At 67.5% G+C, this 18,561-nt stretch carries 2 protein-coding genes; one reads left to right on the top strand and one right to left on the bottom strand.

The features are described from left to right. Positions 1 to 527: 527 nt before the first annotated feature. Positions 528 to 917, bottom strand: a complete 390-nt coding sequence (locus OHB49_RS43580) for a hypothetical protein (protein ID WP_329167131.1) — start codon at positions 915 to 917, stop codon at positions 528 to 530. 232 nt (positions 918 to 1,149) lie between these two features. On the opposite strand from OHB49_RS43580, the gene OHB49_RS43575 reads away from it, so the two are divergent. After that, on the top strand, positions 1,150 to 18,561 hold the full coding sequence (locus tag OHB49_RS43575) for an ADP-ribosyltransferase (RefSeq protein WP_329167130.1): 17,412 nt from the start codon (positions 1,150 to 1,152) through the stop codon (positions 18,559 to 18,561).

The following is an 18,561-nucleotide window of genomic DNA, read 5'->3' as shown; positions in this document are numbered from 1 at the left end:
ACCGGGGTGTTCAGCAGGTCTGGCTTGCCCGAGGCTGGGGAGGCGGGCGGTGAGCTGCGGGCGGGGCGGGGCGGGGCGGGTTTGGAGGGTTCTGCCGGGGCCGGTGCGCAGGTGCGCGGTGCGGGTTCCTCGGGGGCCGGCGGGGAGGTGCGTGGTCCGGCGTCGGGGAGCGGGGCTCGGGCCGAGGACGGCACGGTCGAGGGTGTGCAGTCGCAGGACGAGACCGGGCTCGTGTTGGAGACAGCGCACGGAGCCGGCCAGGACGAAACGTCTGGCACTTCGGCAGGCGCTGGTTCTGCTCATTCGTCTCGCGCCGGCAGCTCGATCTCCGCGCCGGGTCACCAGACCAGCGAACCGCGGATAAGCCGGCAGGACAGCCAAGGCGTTGACGCGGTCGCGGACACGGAGGTGTCCCAGGAGCGGGAAGACGGTGGCGCGGGCGAGGTCGAATCCATGCCGGCGCTCAGCGGCCCGACCGGCCCGGTGCGCCCCGCCGTCTCCGCTGCGGGCGTGTCGGCCGTTGCGGGTCAGATCCCTGCGGGTGACAGCGAGGTCATCGCTTCGGCTCCGTCGCCGACCGTGCCGACCGCTCCTGTGCAGGGTGCCCCCTTCGTCCCCGCTCCGACCGCAACCGGATCCGCGACGGGCACCGGGGTCTGGCAGGACAGCACGTCCGGCACCGCGACCACGAGTACTGCCTCGACACCGACGGGGATGCCGACGTCGTCCGTCACACCCGCCTCTTCTGCTGCCACGATCTCCGGCACCCGGACGGCCACGATCAGCGGGGACTCCGGGACTGTCGGCGCCCCGGCCCGTCCCGCGGCCGTCACTGGCGCAGGGGTGATGGGTACGAGTGGTGGTCGACCGGGCTGGCAGTCCGTGCCGGGTGTGGTCAGGCCGTCTGTGGAGAGCACGGTCCCGCGGATTGTGGTGGAGCCGGTTGCGGGTGTCACGCAGGGTGGTGTGCTGCCCGCGCAAGGGCAGCGCGGTGCGGGGCGCGACGGCGTACCCGGTGGACGTTTTGGGCAGTCCCGGGCCGCGGCTGCGTCGGCGGGTCGGTCTTTCTCCGGCGTCTTCGCTTCCGCTGGTGACCGTATGCCGTCCGGTGGTGGGCGGGCTGGGTCGCGGTGGCAGGCTCCTGAGGTGGTGGCGGGGGAGATCGCTGATTCCAGCGGGCGGCGTATCGGGGTGATGTCCTTCGACGCCAGGGAAGGCGCGGCGCGTAGGGACGTGTACGGCAAGCTTGGTGGGCAGAGGCGTTATGTGCAGTGGCGGAAGGACGCGGTCAAGGGGAAGGTCGGTGAGTGGCGGGACCTTCCGCGAGGGTTCGGGGAGTCGTTCTTCCTGGCGCTTCACCATAACGAGCAGGGGTTCCATGTCGTGGGGCCGGACGGGCGCAGCCGGGTGTGGAGTGCGGAGGAGGTCGGCCGGGAACTGCGCGCGCGTAAGAAGGAGCTGTCCGGCTTCAAGCAGATCACTTTGCTGTCCTGCACCGCGGGCGCGGAGTCCCCGACCCCGGACCGGGCGCAGGCCGATGCGCAGATCGTTGCGGACGTTTCTGGGTGGACGGTCAACGCACCCGTCGGCGAGGTGAACTTCAGCCAGCCCGAAGGCGAAGCCCCACGCGTCAACCTGAAATACGACGCCGACGGCAACGCCACCGCCTGGCGCACCTTCCATCCTCAGGGCTCGTCCGGGACTGGGGACGGGTCCGGGGGCCTCCGGAACGCGGCGGGCAGGACCGCCCCCGACACCACGACGCAATTCCCGCTCCACGGCTGGAACTCGCCAACAAACCAGGCCGAGGAACTCAACCCGCTCCACCTTCTGGTCGATGGCCAGGAGGTCACGTCGCTGGGCTCGCTGAGCGATGCTCCCGCGCAGGGCGTCCTGCCCTGGCGGGAATGGCGGGCGCTGGATCCCGACACGCGGGATACGTCGAAGGTGCTGATTGACACCGGGGTTCTGTCGCAGCGGGAGCTGCACGAGTTGGTGGATCAGCTGGCGGGGCTGGATGGGGCCAGGTGGGCTCGCGAGGTTGGGGACTTCGCTTCCCGTCTGGATCGTGTGGCTCGTGCCGCCGGCGGTGGGGACGGCAGTCAGGTTCGGTGGAGTGGTGAGGAGGTCCAAGCTCGCTTCCAGGAGCTGAAGGCGTCGTTGGGCGGCCTGGAGGGGCTGTGGAGCGGCGTGGAGTTCGACGAGGCGGTGGCGCGCGAGCGTGCGGGCGAGGTGCGGCGTTCCGCTGATGCGGTGGCGCAGGCGTTGAACGGTTTCATGGTGGACGCTGCCCGTTTCGGCGGCCAGTACTACCTGAGGAACAGTTATGTGCCGACGGTGGCGGCGGCCCGGAATCTGGCGGACGCGGTGCAGCGCGCGGCGGCGGCCGGTAATGCCCGCGAGCTGGTCCGGGATGGTTTGCGGCCTGTGGCTCCGCGCACGTTGGGGGCGTTCGCCGAACTTGTGCGGGCCTACCGCGGGCGCAAGGCATATGCCAGCCTCCCGGAAGGGGAGCAGTGGGGCCACGTCGTGCCGGATCTCGCGAAGATGTCGCGTGCGGATAGGGCGGAGTTCGTGCGGGAGTTGTCGCGCGGCAACGTCGCGGCGCTGCGGTCGGATGTGGCTGACCTGCTGGGCGACAGGCAGTGGCGGGACCTGTATGAGCGGCTGCGGAATCTTCCGCTGAGGCTCAAGCACGCCACGCCCGCCTTTCACGCCATCGCCAACAGCGGTGTGCTGGTCTCCCTGTCGGCTCTGGAACGGCAGGGCGATACCTTCCTCGCCTCGGGCTGGAGCGAAGATGACACAGCGCTATTGGGCAACGGGGACTTCGCGTTCTTCCGGGTGGAGTCCGGGGACGCCCCGATGCAGACCCGGTACGGTCCCACCACGCTGGTCTTCGGCATCGAGGAGCTGGAACGGCTCGGCGGCTGGGTGTCCCTGCACGACCAGGGAGACCCGCTGGGCCGGGCCAGCATGCGCGAGCTGCGAATGCCGGACCGTGACCTGTCTCTTCGCTCCTCCAGGGTCCTGGATGGCATCGACTTCCAGGGGGAGCGCATTCAGTGGGTGAACACCTACCCGGATGCGCCGGCCGGCCGGCGGCGGGTTCTGGTCTCGTTCGAGGAGGAGGTCTTCCACGGTGCGGACGTGCGTGAGGGCATCGCCTTGTCCGTGCTGCGCGAGGTGGCGCGGATCGGCGGGGACTTTCCCCGGCATGCGTTCGGTCTCGACGAGGAGGGTCTTGGCAAGCTGGTCTCGCGTTTGTACCGGCCGGAGGCGAAGTTCGCCTCCGGGTTGCCGATCGACCTCGGGCTCACCAAGCAGCCGACCGGATGGCCGCGGCCCATCGTGGTGCACAACCCGGACGGCGACGGCCGCTATCTGCCCGACGGCACCATCGACCCACTGGCCATGGCGGTGAGCACGGCCACCCGTAAAGCGGACGAACTGGCGCTCGGACTGGAGCCGCTTTGGACCGGCTTCCAGATGGAAGCCGCGGAACTCCACGCATTGTCAAGAGAGGACAATACCTATGTATATGTATTGCAGTATAAAGCCGAGAGGTTCCGGACCAGGCTAGAGGAAATTCTTGATGATTACCGGAGCGCCGACCGCAAGGTGTTCGACAGGCTCGTCGTATTCCGGTCTGACGCTGAGGGTGGTCGCCGGGAGGTTGCCGAGCGGCTACTCAAGGAGCGGGCGGACAAGCGGGCCCAGGTCACCGCGCGCGCCAAGGAGATGCTTGAGGGAGTTGAGCGGGTAATTGCTGACCGTTCGGGGTTCGGCTCGGGAGAGAGGCTGTCGCCCTTCGACGCGGTGTACGACGATCCTGCCTGGAACTGGCAGAGTCTGCTGTATGAAGGCGTGGTCGGCCGGGCGCTTGCTGCCAGCCCGGCGGTGATCGAAGGGGCCCGGCGGGCGGTCTCCGCGCTGCATGCGCTGTTGGCGAGCCATTACGGTGCGGAGGCGGCATCCCGGGTGTTCCTGGACGCCGAGCCGCGCAACGCCGCTGAGGTGGCGCAGGCCTTCGACCAACTGCTCGACGAGAGCGGCGAGGCGACCCTGGCCGACCTGATGGACGCGTTCCGGCGTGCCGCCTACGCCAATACCGAGGAACAGCCGAACACCCTCGCCGACCTGTGGGAGAGCAAGCCCGAGCTGAGGCCGGCGGGCCTGGCTGCACGCCCGCCGGCCGACTTGCCCTACTCCGCCGACCAACGGCAGAGCTTGACCCTGCGGGGATTCCCGCTGTCGGCCGGTCCGGCCGCCCGCGAGCAGTGGCTGCTGGCCGCGTACCACCAGGTCAGCGGGGCCAGCATCTTGGGCCCCTTCGCTCGGGCGGTGATGAGCCACTCGCTGGAAACCGGTACGGCCTCGATGGTCGAGGTGCTCCAAGCCATGCAGGCGGTGTATTCCACGAATAAGCGTGCCGAGATCCTCTCAGGCGACGCGCTTGGCATGTACCAGTGGGCCGACGAGACGGTCGCCGCCGGGCTGCCCGAGTTCGTACCTGAATGGCTCCGTGAGGCGTTGACTCTGCCTCACTTGGGCTTCTACAGGCTGATGAGTCAGGCTGTCAGCCGGGAGGCCTGGTCGGTGGGGCCCGATGACCTCCAGCAGGTGTTCGCGTCGCCTGATATCCAGTGGCCGGGCGCGCTGACGAGTCAGGCCAGAAGCGTGGGTATCGCCGTCGAGCGGTGGAAGGCCGATCACGGGCAGCAGGGCTCCGTCCACTTGCAGCCGGCGCACATAGCTGCCCTGCAGCTGTACGCCATGACCGAACAGCCCGAAGACGCTTTCAAGAAGTTCACCTCTCGTTTCAACGTCGCCACCCGCAAACTGCTCGCCACCTGGCTCGACGTGTGGAAGGACCTTGCGGCTGCGCGGGTGAAAGCGCGTGCACGGGGCTCGTACAGTGGCGACGCCGAGCTGCTGCCGCGGCTTCTCGTCCAGAGCCCGCAATTCAGAAAGACGGCGGAGGAGCTGGACCAGGTCGTCACCCAAAACACGGCCGACTGGCCCGGACATCTCCTCCGTGCCATCACGCGGCGTCTCGATCAGATCGCCGAAACCACCCTGCGCTTCCTGCCCGTCCACGCGTACATGGTGAAAGAGGCGTTGACAGCACTGCCGCCTGTGGGCAAGGAAGTCTTCCTGCCGACATGGATGGAAGGGACCGTCGACGACATTCTCTGGCCTGGGCGCGAGATACATTTTGAGGTGGTCCAGAGAGCCACGACGGACCTAGAGAAGGCGCTCCAGCCCCTGCTCAAACTGAACATCGACCGGCCGCAGTTTCGGGCCGTTTTCCGTGTGCTCGCCTCCACGGGCCGCGATGTCGCGCCCTTCTCCGACCGGCCGGACACGAAGCTGGTCCTGTTCCCGCCGGGCATGAAATTCACCGTGGTCGACAAGCGCTTCGTCCAGGGCCCAGCTGGTCCGGCTTGCCTGGTGATCGCCTCCGAGGCGACCCGGCTCCCTTCCCCCACGCCGCGGCCCCCGACCGATGCTGCGACCCAGGACACACCCGACCAGACGCCTCTGGCGGAAGCACAATTCCCCAAGGAAGGCTGGAACTCGACGCCAGGGCAATCGGACGTGATGGATGACGAGCTGACGAGCTCGGATCCCGTTATGCCGACGCTTTACCTCTACAGTCACCAGGGCGTGATCCAGGAGTATTCCTCAGCCGACGGCATGCCCGTCGAGGCCATGGACTGGCGGGAATGGCGCAACCTGACGGTAGAGCTGCAGTCTAAGACGCCGTTCCGGGTGGATGGAGAGGCTTACTCTCAGCTGGACTTGGCCGCAGTGGTCGATCACTTCGCCCGCACCGGCGCGGACTGGGCTGAGCGGGTTGCCCGGTTCGCGTCCGAGGTGGACCATGCGGCGCGTGCGGCCGGTGACTGGACCGGTCGCCGTATCCAGTGGACCGGTGATGAGGTCCGCGAACGCGGTGCGGGGCGCGACGGCGTACCCGGTGGGCGTTCTGGGCAGTCCCGGGCCGCGGCTGCGTCGGCGGGTCGGTCTTTCTCCGGCGTCTTCGCTTCCGCTGGTGACCGTATGCCGTCCATGGGTGGGCGGGCTGGGTCGCGGTGGCAGGCTCCTGAGGTGGTGGCGCGGGAGATCACTGATTCCAGCGGCCGGCGTATCGGGGTGATGTCCTTCGACGCCAAGGAAGGCGCGGCGCGTAAGGACGTGTACGGCAAGCTTGGCGGGCAGAGGCGTTATGTGCAGTGGCGGAAGGACGCGGTCAAGGGGAAGGTCGGTGAGTGGCGGGACCTTCCGCGAGGGTTCGGGGAGTCGTTCTTCCTGGCGCTTCACCATAACGAGCAGGGGTTCCATGTCGTGGGGCCGGACGGGCGCAGCCGGGTCTGGAGTGCGGAGGAGGTCGGCCGGGAACTGCGCGCGCGTAAGAAGGAGCTGTCCGGCTTCAAGCAGATCACTTTGCTGTCCTGCACCGCGGGCGCGGAGTCCACGACCACGGACCGCACCCAGGCCGATGCGCAGATCGTCGCGGACGTTTCCGGGTGGACGGTCAACGCACCCGTCGGCGAGGTGGCGTTCACCGAGTGGGGCCAGGATGCGCGCGTCAACCTGAAATACGACGCCGACGGCAACGCCACCGCCTGGCGCACCTTCCACCCTCAGGGCTCATCCGGGACTGGTGACGGGTCCGGGGGCCTCCGGAACGCGGCGGGCAGGACCGCCCCCGACACCACGACGAAATACCCGCCCAACGGCTGGAACTCGCCAACAAACCAGGCCGAGGAACTCAACCCGCTCCACCTTCTGGTCGATGGCCAGGAGGTCACGTCGCTGGGCTCGTTGAGTGATGCTCGCGCGCAGGGCGTGCTGCCTTGGCGGGAGTGGCGGGCCCTGGATCCCTTCACGCGGCGTAGGACGAAGGTGCTGATTGACACCGGCATTCTGTCGCAGCGGGAGCTGCACGCGTTGGTGGACCGGCTCGCGGGGCTGGACGAGTCCAGGTGGGCTCGCGAGGTTGGGGACTTCGCTTCCCGTCTGGACCGTGTGGCTCGTGCCGCCGGCGGTGGGGACGGCAGTCAGGTTCGGTGGAGTGGTGAGGAGGTCCAAGCTCGCTTCCAGGAGCTGAAGGCGTCGCTAGAGGTCCTGGAACGACTGCTGAGCGGCGGGGACTTCGACGAGGCGGTGGCGCGCGAGCGTGCGGGCGAGGTGCGGCGTTCCGCTGATGCGGTGGCGCAGGCGTTGAACGGTTTCATGGTGGACGCTGCCCGTTTCGGCGGTCAGTACCACTTGAGGGACAGTTTTGTGCCGACGGTGGCGGCGGCCCGGAACCTGGCGGACGCGGTGCAGCGCGCCGCGGCCGCCGGTAATGCCCGCGAGCTGGTCCGGGATGGTTTGCGGCCTGTGGCTCCGCGCACGTTGGAGGTGCTCGCCGAACTTGTGCGGGCCTACCGCGGGCGCAAGGCATATGCCAGCCTCCCGGATGGGGTCCTGTGGCATCTCGTCGTGCCGGATCTCGAGAAGATGACGCGTGCGGATAGGGCGAAGTTCGTGCGGGAGTTGTCGCGCGGCAACGTCACGGCGCTGCGGTCGGACGTGGGTGTCCTACTGGGCGACAAGCAGTGGCAGGACCTGTATGAGCGGCTGCGGAATCTTCCGCTGAGGCTCAAGCACGCCACCCCTGCTTTCCATGCCATTGCCAACAGCGGTGTGCTGGTTTCCCTGTCGGCTCTGGAACGGCGGGGAGAGGCCTTCCTCGCCTCGGGCTGGAGCGAGGCAGACGCACAGCTATTGGGCAACGGGGACTTCGCGTTCTTCCGGGTGGAGTCCGGGGACGCCCCGATGCAGACCCGGTACGGTCCCACCACGCTGGTCTTCGGCATCGAGGAGCTGGAACGGCTCGGCGGCTGGGTGTCCCTGCACGACCAGGGAGACCCGCTGGGCCGGGCCAGCATGCGCGAGCTGCGGATGCCGGGCCGCGAGAGGCCTCTGCGCTCCTCCAGGGTCCTGGATGGCATCGACTTCCACGGGCAGCGCATTCAGTGGGTGAACACCTACCCGGATGCGCCGGCCGGCCGGCGGCGGGTTCTGGTCTCCTTCGAGGAGGAGGTCTTCCACGGTGCGGACGTGCGTGAGGGTATCGCCTTGTCCGTGCTGCGCGAGGTGGCGCGGATCGGCGGGGACTTCCCCCAGCACGCGTTCCGCCTCGATGAGGAAGGGCTCGGCAAGCTGGTCACACGCCTGTACCGGCCCGAGGCGAAGTTCGCCTCAGGGCTGCCGATCGACCTCGGGCTCACCAAGCAGCCGACCGGATGGCCCCGGCCCATCGTCGTGCACAACCCGGACGGCGACGGCCGCTATCTGCCCGACGGCACCATCGACCCACTGGCCATGGCGGCGACCAAGGCCACCCCCAAAGCGGACCAACTGGCGCTCGAATCGGAGAATTACTGGGCCGAATTCCAGACGGAAGCCGCGGAACTCCACGCGTCGTCGAGGGCGAACAAGGACGACGTACTGCGGGAGAAAGCCAAGAAGTTCCGGACCTTTCTAGAGGAAATTCTCGATGATTACCGGAGCGCCGACCGCAAGGTGTTCGACAGGCTCGTCGTATTCCGGTCTGACGCTGCGGGCGGTCGCCGGGAGCTTGCCGAGCGACTGCTCAAGGAGCGGGCGGACAAGCAGGCCCAGGTCACCGCACGCACCAAGGAGATGCTTGAGGAATTCCAGCGGATAATCGCTGACCCTTCGGGGTTCGGCTCGGGAGAGAGGCTGTCGCCCTTCGACGCGGCGTACGACGATCCTGCCTGGAACTGGCAGAGTCTGCTGTATGAAGGCGTGGTCGGCCGGGCGCTCGCTGCCAGCCCCGCAGTGATCGAAGAGGCCCGGGGGGCGGTCTCCGCGCTGCATGTGCTGTTGGCGAGCCATTACGGCGCGGAGGCGGCATCCCGGGTGTTCCTGGACGCCGAGCGGCGCAACGCCGCTGAGGTGGCGCAGGCCTTCGACCACCTGCTCGGCGAGAGCGGTGAGGCGGCCCTGGCCGACTTGATGGACGCGTTCCGGCGTGCCGCCTACGCCAATACCGAGGAACGGCCGAACACCCTCGCCGACCTGTGGGAGAGCAAGCCCGAGCTGAGGCCGGCGGGCCTGGCTGCACGCCCGCCGGCCGACTTGCCCTACTCCGCCGACGAGCGGCGGAGCCTGACCCTGCGGGGATTCCCGCTGTCGTCCGGTCCGGCCGACAGCGAGAAGTGGCTGCTGGCCGCGTACGACCAGTCGAGCGTGACCGGCAACCCGAACCTCTTCCATCTGGCGGTGACGGGCCACTCGCTGGAAACCGGCACGGCCTCGCTGATCGAGGTGCTCCAAGCCATACAGGCGGTGCACCCCACGAATAAGCGTGCCGAGATCCTCTCAGGCGACGCGCTGGGCATGTACCAGAAGTTCGAGGGTGTGGTCGACGCCGAGCTGCCCGAGTTCGTACCTGAATGGCTCCGTGAGGCGTTGACTTTGCCTCACTTGGGTTTCTACAGGCTGATGAGTCAGGCTGTCAGACGGGAGGCCTGGTCGGTGGGGCCCGATGACCTCCAGCAGGTGTTCGCGTCGCCTGAGATCCAGTGGCCGGGCGCGCTGACGAGTCAGGCCAGAAGCATGGGTATCGCCGTCGAGCGGTGGAAGGCCGATCACGGGCAGCAGGGCTCCGTGCACCTGCAGCCGGCGCACATAGCTGCCCTGCAGCTGTACGCCATGACCGAACTGCCCGAAGACGCTTTCAAGAAGTTCACCTCTCGTTTCAACGTCGCCACCCGCAAACTGCTCGCCACCTGGCTCGACGTGTGGAAGAACCTTGCGGCTGCGCGGGTGAAAGCGCGCACCCTGGGCCCATACAGCGGCGACGCCAAGCTGCTGCCACGGCTTCTCGTCCAGAGCCCGCAATTCAGAAAGACGGCGGAGGAGCTGGACCAGGTCGTCACCCGAAACACAGCCGACTGGCCCGGACATCGTATCCGTGCCGTCACACGGAGTCTGGACCAGATCGCCGAAACCACCCTGCGCTTCTTGCCCGTCCACGCGTACACGGTGAAAGAGGCGTTGGCAGCACTGCCGGGCATAGGCAAGGACATCTTCCTGCCTCGATGGATGGAAAGGACGGTCGACGAGAGCACTCTCTGGCCTGGGAGCGACGTAAGTTTCGATGCGGTCCACAAAGCCACGACGGACCCAGGGGAGGCGCTCGAACTCCTGCCCAAACCGCACATCAACGGGCCGAAGCATCTGACCGTCTTGCGTGTGCGCAACTCCACAGGCCGCGATGTCACCCCCTTCTCCGACCGGCCGGACACGAAGCTGGTCCTCTTCCCGCCGGGCACGAAATTCACCGTGGTCGAAATGCGCGTCGTCGAGGGCCCAGCGGGTTCGGCTTACCTGGACGTGACCGTCGACGAGGCGACCGCGCTCCCCTCTCCCACGCCGCGGCCCCCGACCGATGCTGCGACCCAGGACACACCCGACCAGACGCCTCTGGCGGAAGCACAATTCCCCAAGGAAGGCTGGAACTCGACGCCAGGGCAATCGGACGTGATGGATGACGAGCTGACGAGCTCGGATCCCGTTATGCCGACGCTTTACCTCTACAGTCACCAGGGCGTGATCCAGGAGTATTCCTCAGCCGACGGCATGCCCGTCGAGGCCATGGACTGGCGGGAATGGCGCAACCTGACGGTAGAGCTGCAGTCTAAGACGCCGTTCCGGGTGGATGGAGAGGCGTACTCTCAGCTGGACTTGGCCGCAGTGGTCGATCACTTCGCCCGCACCGGCGCGGACTGGGCTGAGCGGGTTGCCCGGTTCGCGTCCGAGGTGGACCATGCGGCGCGTGCGGCCGGTGACTGGACCGGTGGCCGTATCCAGTGGACCGGTGATGAGGTCCGCGAACGTAGTGCGGGGCGCGACGGCGTACCCGGTGGGCGTTCTGGGCAGTTCCGGGCCGCGGCTGCGTCGGCGGGTCGGTCTTTCTCCGGCGTCTTCGCTTCCGCTGGTGACCGTATGCCGTCCATGGGTGGGCGGGCTGGGTCGCGGTGGCAGGCTCCTGAGGTGGTGGCGGGGGAGATTACTGATTCCAGCGGTCGGCGTATCGGGGTGATGTCCTTCGACGCCAGGGAAGGCGCGGCGCGTAAGGACGTGTACGGCAAGCTTGGCGGGCAGAGGAGTTATGTGCAGTGGCGGAAGGACGCGGTCAAGGGGAAGGTCGGTGAGTGGCGGGACCTTCCGCGAGGGTTCGGGGAGTCGTTCTTCCTGGCGCTTCACCATAACGAGCAGGGGTTCCATGTCGTGGGGCCGGACGGGCGCAGCCGGGTGTGGAGTGCGGAGGAGGTCGGCCGGGAACTGCGCGCGCGTAAGAAGGAGCTGTCCGGCTTCAAGCAGATCACTTTGCTGTCCTGCACCGCGGGCGCGGAGTCCACGACCCCGGACCGCACCCAGGCCGATGCGCAGATCGTTGCGGACGTTTCCGGGTGGACGGTCAACGCGCCTGTCGGCGAGGTGGCGTTCACCGAGTGGGGCCAGGATGCGCGTGTCAACCTGAAATACGACGCCGACGGCAACGCCACCGCCTGGCGCACCTTCCATCCTCAGGGCTCGTCCGGGACTGGTGACGGGTCCGGGGGCCTCCGGAACGCGGTTGGCGGGACCGCCCCCGACACCGCGATGCAATTCCCGTCCAACGGTTGGAACTCGCCAACAAACCAGGGCGAGGAACTCAACCCGCCCTATTTCGTGTTCGACGGCGAGGAGGTCACGTCGCTGGGCTCGTTGAGTGATGCTCGCGCGCGGGGCGTCTTGCCCTGGCGGGAATGGCGGGCGCTGGATCCCGACACGCGGGATACGACGAAGGTGCTGATTGACACCGGCATTCTGTCGCAGCGGGAGCTGCACGAGTTGGTGGACCGGTTCGCGGGGCTGGATGGGTCCAGGTGGGCTCGCAGGGTTCGGGACTTTGCTTCCCGTCTGGACCGTGCGGCCCGCGCCGCCGGCGGTGGGGACGGTAGCCAGGTTCTGTGGACCGGTGAGGAGGTCCAAGCTCGCTTCCAGGAGCTGAAGGCGTCACTGGACGGCCTGGAACAGCTGCTGAGCGGCGGGGACTTCTACAACGCTCTCACCGAGATTGACCGGTTCCGCAACCGGTGGAATCGGTTGCTCCATCGAAAAGTTGGCGATTCAGGGGCCGCTGTCCGCCGCGTACTCGAGCATGCGGGCGAGGTGCGGCGTTTCGCCGATGTGGTGGCGCAGGCGTTGAACGGTTTCATGGTGGACGCTGCCCGTTTCGGCGGCCAGTACCACTTGAGGGACAGTTTTGTGCCGACGGTGGCGGCGGCCCGGAATCTCGCGGACGCGGTGCAGCGCGCGGTGGCGGCCGGTAATGCCCGCGAGCTGGTCCGGGATGGTTTGCGGCCTGTGGCTCCGAGCACGTTGGGGGCGCTGGCCGAACTTGTGCGGGCCTACCGCGGGCGCAAGGCGTATGCCAGCGTCCCGGAAGGGAAGCAGTGGGGCTCCGTCGTGCTGGATCTTGAGAAGATGTCGCGTGCGGATAGGGCGGAGTTCGTGCGGGAGTTGTCGCGCGGCAACGTCGCGGCACTGCGGTCGGATGTGGCTGACCTGCTGGGCGACAAGCAGTGGCAGGACCTGTATGAGCGGCTGCGGAATCTTCCGCTGAGGCTCAAGCACGCCACCCCTGCTTTCCATGCCATCGCCAACAGCGGTGTGCTGGTTTCCCTGTCGGCTCTGGAACGGCAGGGCGATGCCTTCCTCGCCTCGGGCTGGAGTAAGACAGACGCGGAGCCGTTTGGCAACGGGGACTTCGCGTTCTTCCGGGTGGAGTCCGGGGACGCCCCGATGCAGACCCGGTACGGTCCCACCACGCTGGTCTTCGGCATCGAGGAGCTGGAGCGGCTCGGCGGCTGGGTGTCCCTGCACGACCAGGGGGACCCGCTGGGCCGGGCCAGCATGCGCGAGCTGCGGATGCCGGGCCGTGAGAGGCCTCTGCGCTCCGCCAGGGTCCTGGATGGCATCGACTTCCACGGGGAGCGCATTCAGTGGGTGAACACCTACCCGGATGGGCTGGCCGGCCGGCGGCGGGTTCTGGTCTCCTTCGAGGAGGAGGTCTTCCACGGTGCGGACGTGCGTGAGGGCATCGCCTTGTCCGTGCTGCGCGAGGTGGCGCGGATCGGCGGGGACTTCCCCCGGCATGCGTTCCGCCTCGACGAGGAAGGGCTCGGCAAGCTGGTCTCGCGTTTGTACCGGCCGGAGGCGAAGTTCGCCTCCGGGTTGCCGATCGACCTCGGGCTCACACAGCAGCCGACCGGATGGCCCCGGCCCATCGTGGTGCACAACCCGGACGGCGACGGCCGCTATCTGCCCGACGGCACCATCGACCCACTGGCTAAGGCAGCAAGTAAGGACGCCAAGAAGGCGGACGAACTGGCGGTCATCTTGGAATTCCTTGAGACCCGCTTCGAGATGGAGGTCGCGGAAATCCAGGCGTCCTCGATGGCGGACAAAGACGACGTAATGCGGGAAAGCGCCAAGGCGTTCCGGCACATTCTAGTGACAAATCTTCCTCTCTACGAGAGTGCTGAGAAGGAGGTGTTCGACAGGCTCGTCGTATTCCTGTCTGACGCTGAGGGCAGCCGCCGGGAGCTTGCCGAGCGGCTGCTCAAGGAGCGGGCGGACAAGCAGGCCCAGGTCACCGCACGCACCAAGGAGATGCTTGAGGAAGCCAAGTGGATAATTGCTGACCCTTCGGGGTTCGGCTCGGGAGAGAGGCTGTCGCCCTTCGACGCGGTGTACGACGATCCTGCCTGGACCTGGCAGAGTCTGCTGTATGAAGGCATGGTCGGTCGGGCGCTTGCTGCCAGCCCGGCGGTGATCGAAGGGGCCCGGCGGGCGGTGTCCGAGCTGTATGCGCTGTTGGCGGGCCATTACGGTGCGGAGGCGGCATCCCGGGTGTTCCTGGACGCTGAGCCGCGTAACGCCGCTGAGGCGGTGCAGGCCTTCGACCACCTGCTCGGCGAGAGCGGTGAGGCGGCCCTGGCCGACTTGATGGACGCGTTCCGGCGTGCCGCCTACGCCAATACCGAGGAACAGCCGAACACCTTCGCCGACCTGTGGGAGAGCGAGCCCGAGTTGAGGCCGGCCAGCTTGACCGCACGCCCGCCGGCCGACCTGCCCTACCCCGCCGACCAACGGCAGAGCTTGACCCTGCGGGGATTTATGCTGTCGGCCGGTCCGGCCGACAGCGAGAAGTGGCTGCTGGCCGCGTACGACCAGGTGAGCGGGGCCGACAACCCGGGCCCCTTCCATCTGGCGGTGATGAGCCACTCGCTGGAAACCGGCACGGCCTCGATGATCGAGGTGCTCCAAGCCATACAGGCGGTGCACCCCACGAAGAAGCGTGCCGAGATCCTCTCAGGCGACGCGCTGGGCATGTACCAGTGGGCCGACGAGACGGTCGCCGCCGTGCTGCCCGAGCCCGCCCCTGAAGAGCTCCGGGCGGGACTGACTCTGCCCCACCTGGGCTTCTACAGGCTGATGAGCCAGGCGACCAGGCGGGAGGCGCAAGCGCCCGCGCCTGACGACCTGCAGCAGGTGTTCGCGTCGCCCGGCAACCAGTGGCGGGGCGCGGTGACGAGTCAGACCCTCAGCGTGGCTGCCGCGGTCGAGCGGTGGAAGGCCGATCACCGGCAGCAGGGCTCCGTCCACCTGCAGCAGGCGCACATAGCCGCCCTGCAACTGCACGCCACGACCGAACAACCCGAAGACGCTTTCAAGAAGTTCACGTCTCGTTTCGACGACGCCACCGGCCAACTGCTCACCAACTGGCTCAACCGGTGGAAGAACATCGCGGCTGCGCGGGTGGAAGCGCGTGCCCTGGGCCCGTACAGCGGCGCCGCCGAGATGCTGCCGCGGCTTCTCGTCCAGAGCCCGCAATTCACCAAGACGGTGGAGGAGCTGGACCAGGTCGTCACCCGAAACACGGCTGACTGGCCCGGGCATTCCGTCCGTGCCGTCACGCGGCGTCTGGACCAGATCGCCGAAACCACCCTGAGCTTCCTGCCCGTCCACGCGTACATGGTGAAGGAGGCGTTGACAGCACTGCCGCCTGTGGGCAAGGAAGTCTTCCTGCCGGTATGGATGCCAGGGACCGCCGTCGAGAGCCCCGCCCAGCTTGGGGGTGAGGTACGTCTCGCGCTGGTCCAGAGAGCCACGACGGACCTAGAGAAGGCGCTCCAGCTCCTGCCCAAACCGAACAGCGACGGGCCGCAGCATCTGGTCGTCTTCCGTGTGCGCAACTCCACGGGACGTGATGTCAGGCCCTTCTCCGACCGGCCGGACACGAACCTGGTCCTCTTCCCGCCGGACATGAAATTCACCGTGGTCGACAAGCGCGCCGTCCGAGGCCGAGCGGGTTCGGCTTACGTGGAAGTGACCGTCTCCGAGGCGACCCCGCTCCCTTCCCCGACGCCGCGGCCCCCGACCGAGGCGGGGACCCAGGACACACCTGACCAGACACCTCTGACGGAAGCGCAATTCCCCAAGGAAGGCTGGAACTCGATACCAGGGCAATCGGACGTCATGGATTACGGGCTGGCGGTCTCGACTCCGGCCCTGCCAACGCCGGACGCAAGCTCCACACGCAGCAGCACGCTGGCCGACCCAGGACAGAGCGGTGCGGGACGCGACCACGCGCCGCAGTCTGCGGCCTCGTCGTCGGAGCAGCCATCGACGCCGTCCAGCGACGAGCGGGAGCGGTGGGCTGCCGTCAACGCGCAAGTACAGGCGATCGCCGACTCCAAGGGCAAGCGCATCGGTTTGATGTCCTTCGACGCCAAGGACCTCGAGAAGCGTAAGGACGTCTACCGCAAGCTTGCCGAGCAGAAGACTTATTTGCAGTGGCGGGTGGATGGCCGGAAGCGGGTCGGTGAGGAGTGGGATCTTCCGGAAGGGTTCGGAAAGTCCTTTTTCCTGGCGCTCCACCATGACGACAAAGGGTTCGAGGTCGTCGGCCCGGACGGCAGCACCAGGGTCTGGTCCGCCGAGGAACTCGGCCAGGTACTGCACACTGCCAAGAATGACTGGTCGGAATTCAACGAGATCACTTTGCTGTCCTGCACGGCAGGAGCGCAGTCCGCCACCGCCAGCCACGCACAGCCCGACGCCCAGATCATCGCGGACATCACCGGCTTGACGGTCAACGCACCCGTCGGCCAGGTGACCTTCAGCCAGTCAGAAGGCGAAGCCCCACGTGTTCACCTGAATTACGACGCCGACGGCAAGGCCACCGCCTGGCGCACCTTCCACCCCTGGGGCAAGTCCGCCACCGCGAGCGGCGCCGCGGGCCTCGGCAAGACGGCGCGTGGGACTGCCCCCGCCACAACAACGCCGTTCCCTCTAGGCTGGAACAACACCAGCATGTCTGCTGCCGATGACTTCCTGCGCAGGGTCGAAGAGGTCCTTGACGTCGCCGGTGTTGGTGCCCGGAAGAGGTCCGCCGACCCCAAGGGCGGCGGGCAGAGCGTGGCCTGGGGCGATAAGAGGTCTTCACTGTGGTGGAGGAAGCACCGTTCGGACCGGGCTTTCGCAGGCCGGGTGACGGTCTACCCGGGTACCGAGGACGAGGGCGGGCACCCTCGTGCCGAGCTCGTCTTCTCCTCCCTCGACAGCGTCCGGCACCAGGCGCTGGCTGACTCCCCGTGGCCGTACCGCGTGGAGAACGATTCGGTCGTCTATGGCCGGTTGGCGGCCGACCAGGTTGGGCAGATCCTCCAGGCCGCCGCAACCGGCAAGGCGGGAAGGCCATGGCAGCGATACGGCCTGGGCGGCGCCGAACCCCGCACGAAACTGGAGGCCGACAGGGCGAACAGGCTCGTGCCGGAGTCGCAGAAGTGGGCCACGAGCCTCAGCGCGGCCGAGCGCAAGTACGTCAGGGGCTATACCGACTATGCCTTCAAGCCGATCAACATGCACCTGAAGAAGGAGGACTTCCTCGACATCCCGGGGAGCAAGCTGGGCGCGCCGATGGAGACAGTCCTTGGCCACCTGGACTTGGCGATCGCCAAGGCCGCGACCCCGAACACTCCGCACATCACCTACCACGGTCACAACATCCCGCCAGAGGTTCTCAAGGCCGAGAACGTCGAGGACTGGGTGCGCAAGGCATTCCCCGTGGGCAGCACCTACCGACACGCCCCCTACATGTCCAGCTCGCACTGCCCGCAGACCGCCAGCGGGTTCGCCAAAGACTACGTACAGCATGACGGCGAGCGTCACTTTGTCTCGCGGAGCGTGGTGTTCGAGGTGGTCTCCAGCCGCGGCGCCGCAGTCGCTGAAATTGCCAAGTACGGGAACGTCGAACGTGAGCGGCTGCTGCCGCGCGGCTCCACGTTCCGCGTCGTAGGCCGGCACGAAAACGTCTCAGTGGGCGACACGGTCACCACGGTGTACGGCAAGAACATCCAGGTGCACGGCAAGAAAGTGATTTTGGTTCAGCTCGTCGACGTCAAGGACATCCCCCGGGACTGGAACGGCAACACCCCGCTTGGCGCGCGCGGAACCTCCCCCGGCACGACGGCCGTCTTCCCGTCCGACGGCTGGAACAGCGGCAGCTCCGCAGCCATTGCCTCTTCCCCGGGCTCGGGCAGCAGCGGTCAGGAGCGGTTCGAGGGGGTCAGCGACATGTCTGACGCGGTCGAACAGGTCCTCACCGCTGGCGTCGATCCTCGCATGCACTACCCGGGCAAGATCGACGGTGAGGTGCCCAGGCTGGTCGCCAAGGCGGAGGGCGGAATCGACAGGTACCTCGCCGAGTACGACACCTGGCAGGCGAATCACAAAAGCCCGAAATGGGGCATTCTCAACTCGGAACCTAATAACAGCATTGAGTACCTGAAGAGGCTGGTGGGTCCGCCCCAGGGGCGGGGCAGGGGCGAGCTGGTGGCAGCCCTGGAGACGAGCATCCGTGCCGACCTGACCGCCACCGCGTCGAAGACGATGGCGAACTTCCGGGCGGCGGCGCTCGGTGCGAAGCGCAAGCTCGTCCTCGGCCGCAAGGGCGACATCAGTCAGTGGGCCGCGTACCAGCAGGGCAAGCGGCAGGTCGGGGACCGGCTGTCCGAGGACGCGCGGATAGGCCGGCGGCTGAACATCTCCAACTGGTCCGTTGCCGCCAACTACGCCTTTGTGGACGGCGGCATCGCGGAGCGCGCCGTGTTCAAAATCGTCACCAGTCTCGGTCCGCGGATCGAAGGCATGCTGATCGGCGGGCAGCTGAACGCGGGAAACTTCTGGCAGGAGATCGAGAACCTGGGCAACGGCGCCCTCTGGGACAGCAACAGGTCGCCCGACGAGGGAGGCCCCTCGGCGGTGCTGGGGCACGAGATCCTCCAGCTCATCGAGTCCGGCTACCAGTTCTTCGGCCGGGAGAGCACCTTCGCGCAGGGCAACGCCCGACTCGTCGCGATCCACCCCGACCGGCCCGCCCCCGCACCCGGAGACAAAACCCAACCACTCACTCTCCCCTGA

The organism is Streptomyces sp. NBC_01717 (assembly GCF_036248255.1).
Lineage (GTDB): Bacteria > Actinomycetota > Actinomycetes > Streptomycetales > Streptomycetaceae > Streptomyces.
This window is presented reverse-complemented; position numbering and strand designations above follow the sequence as displayed.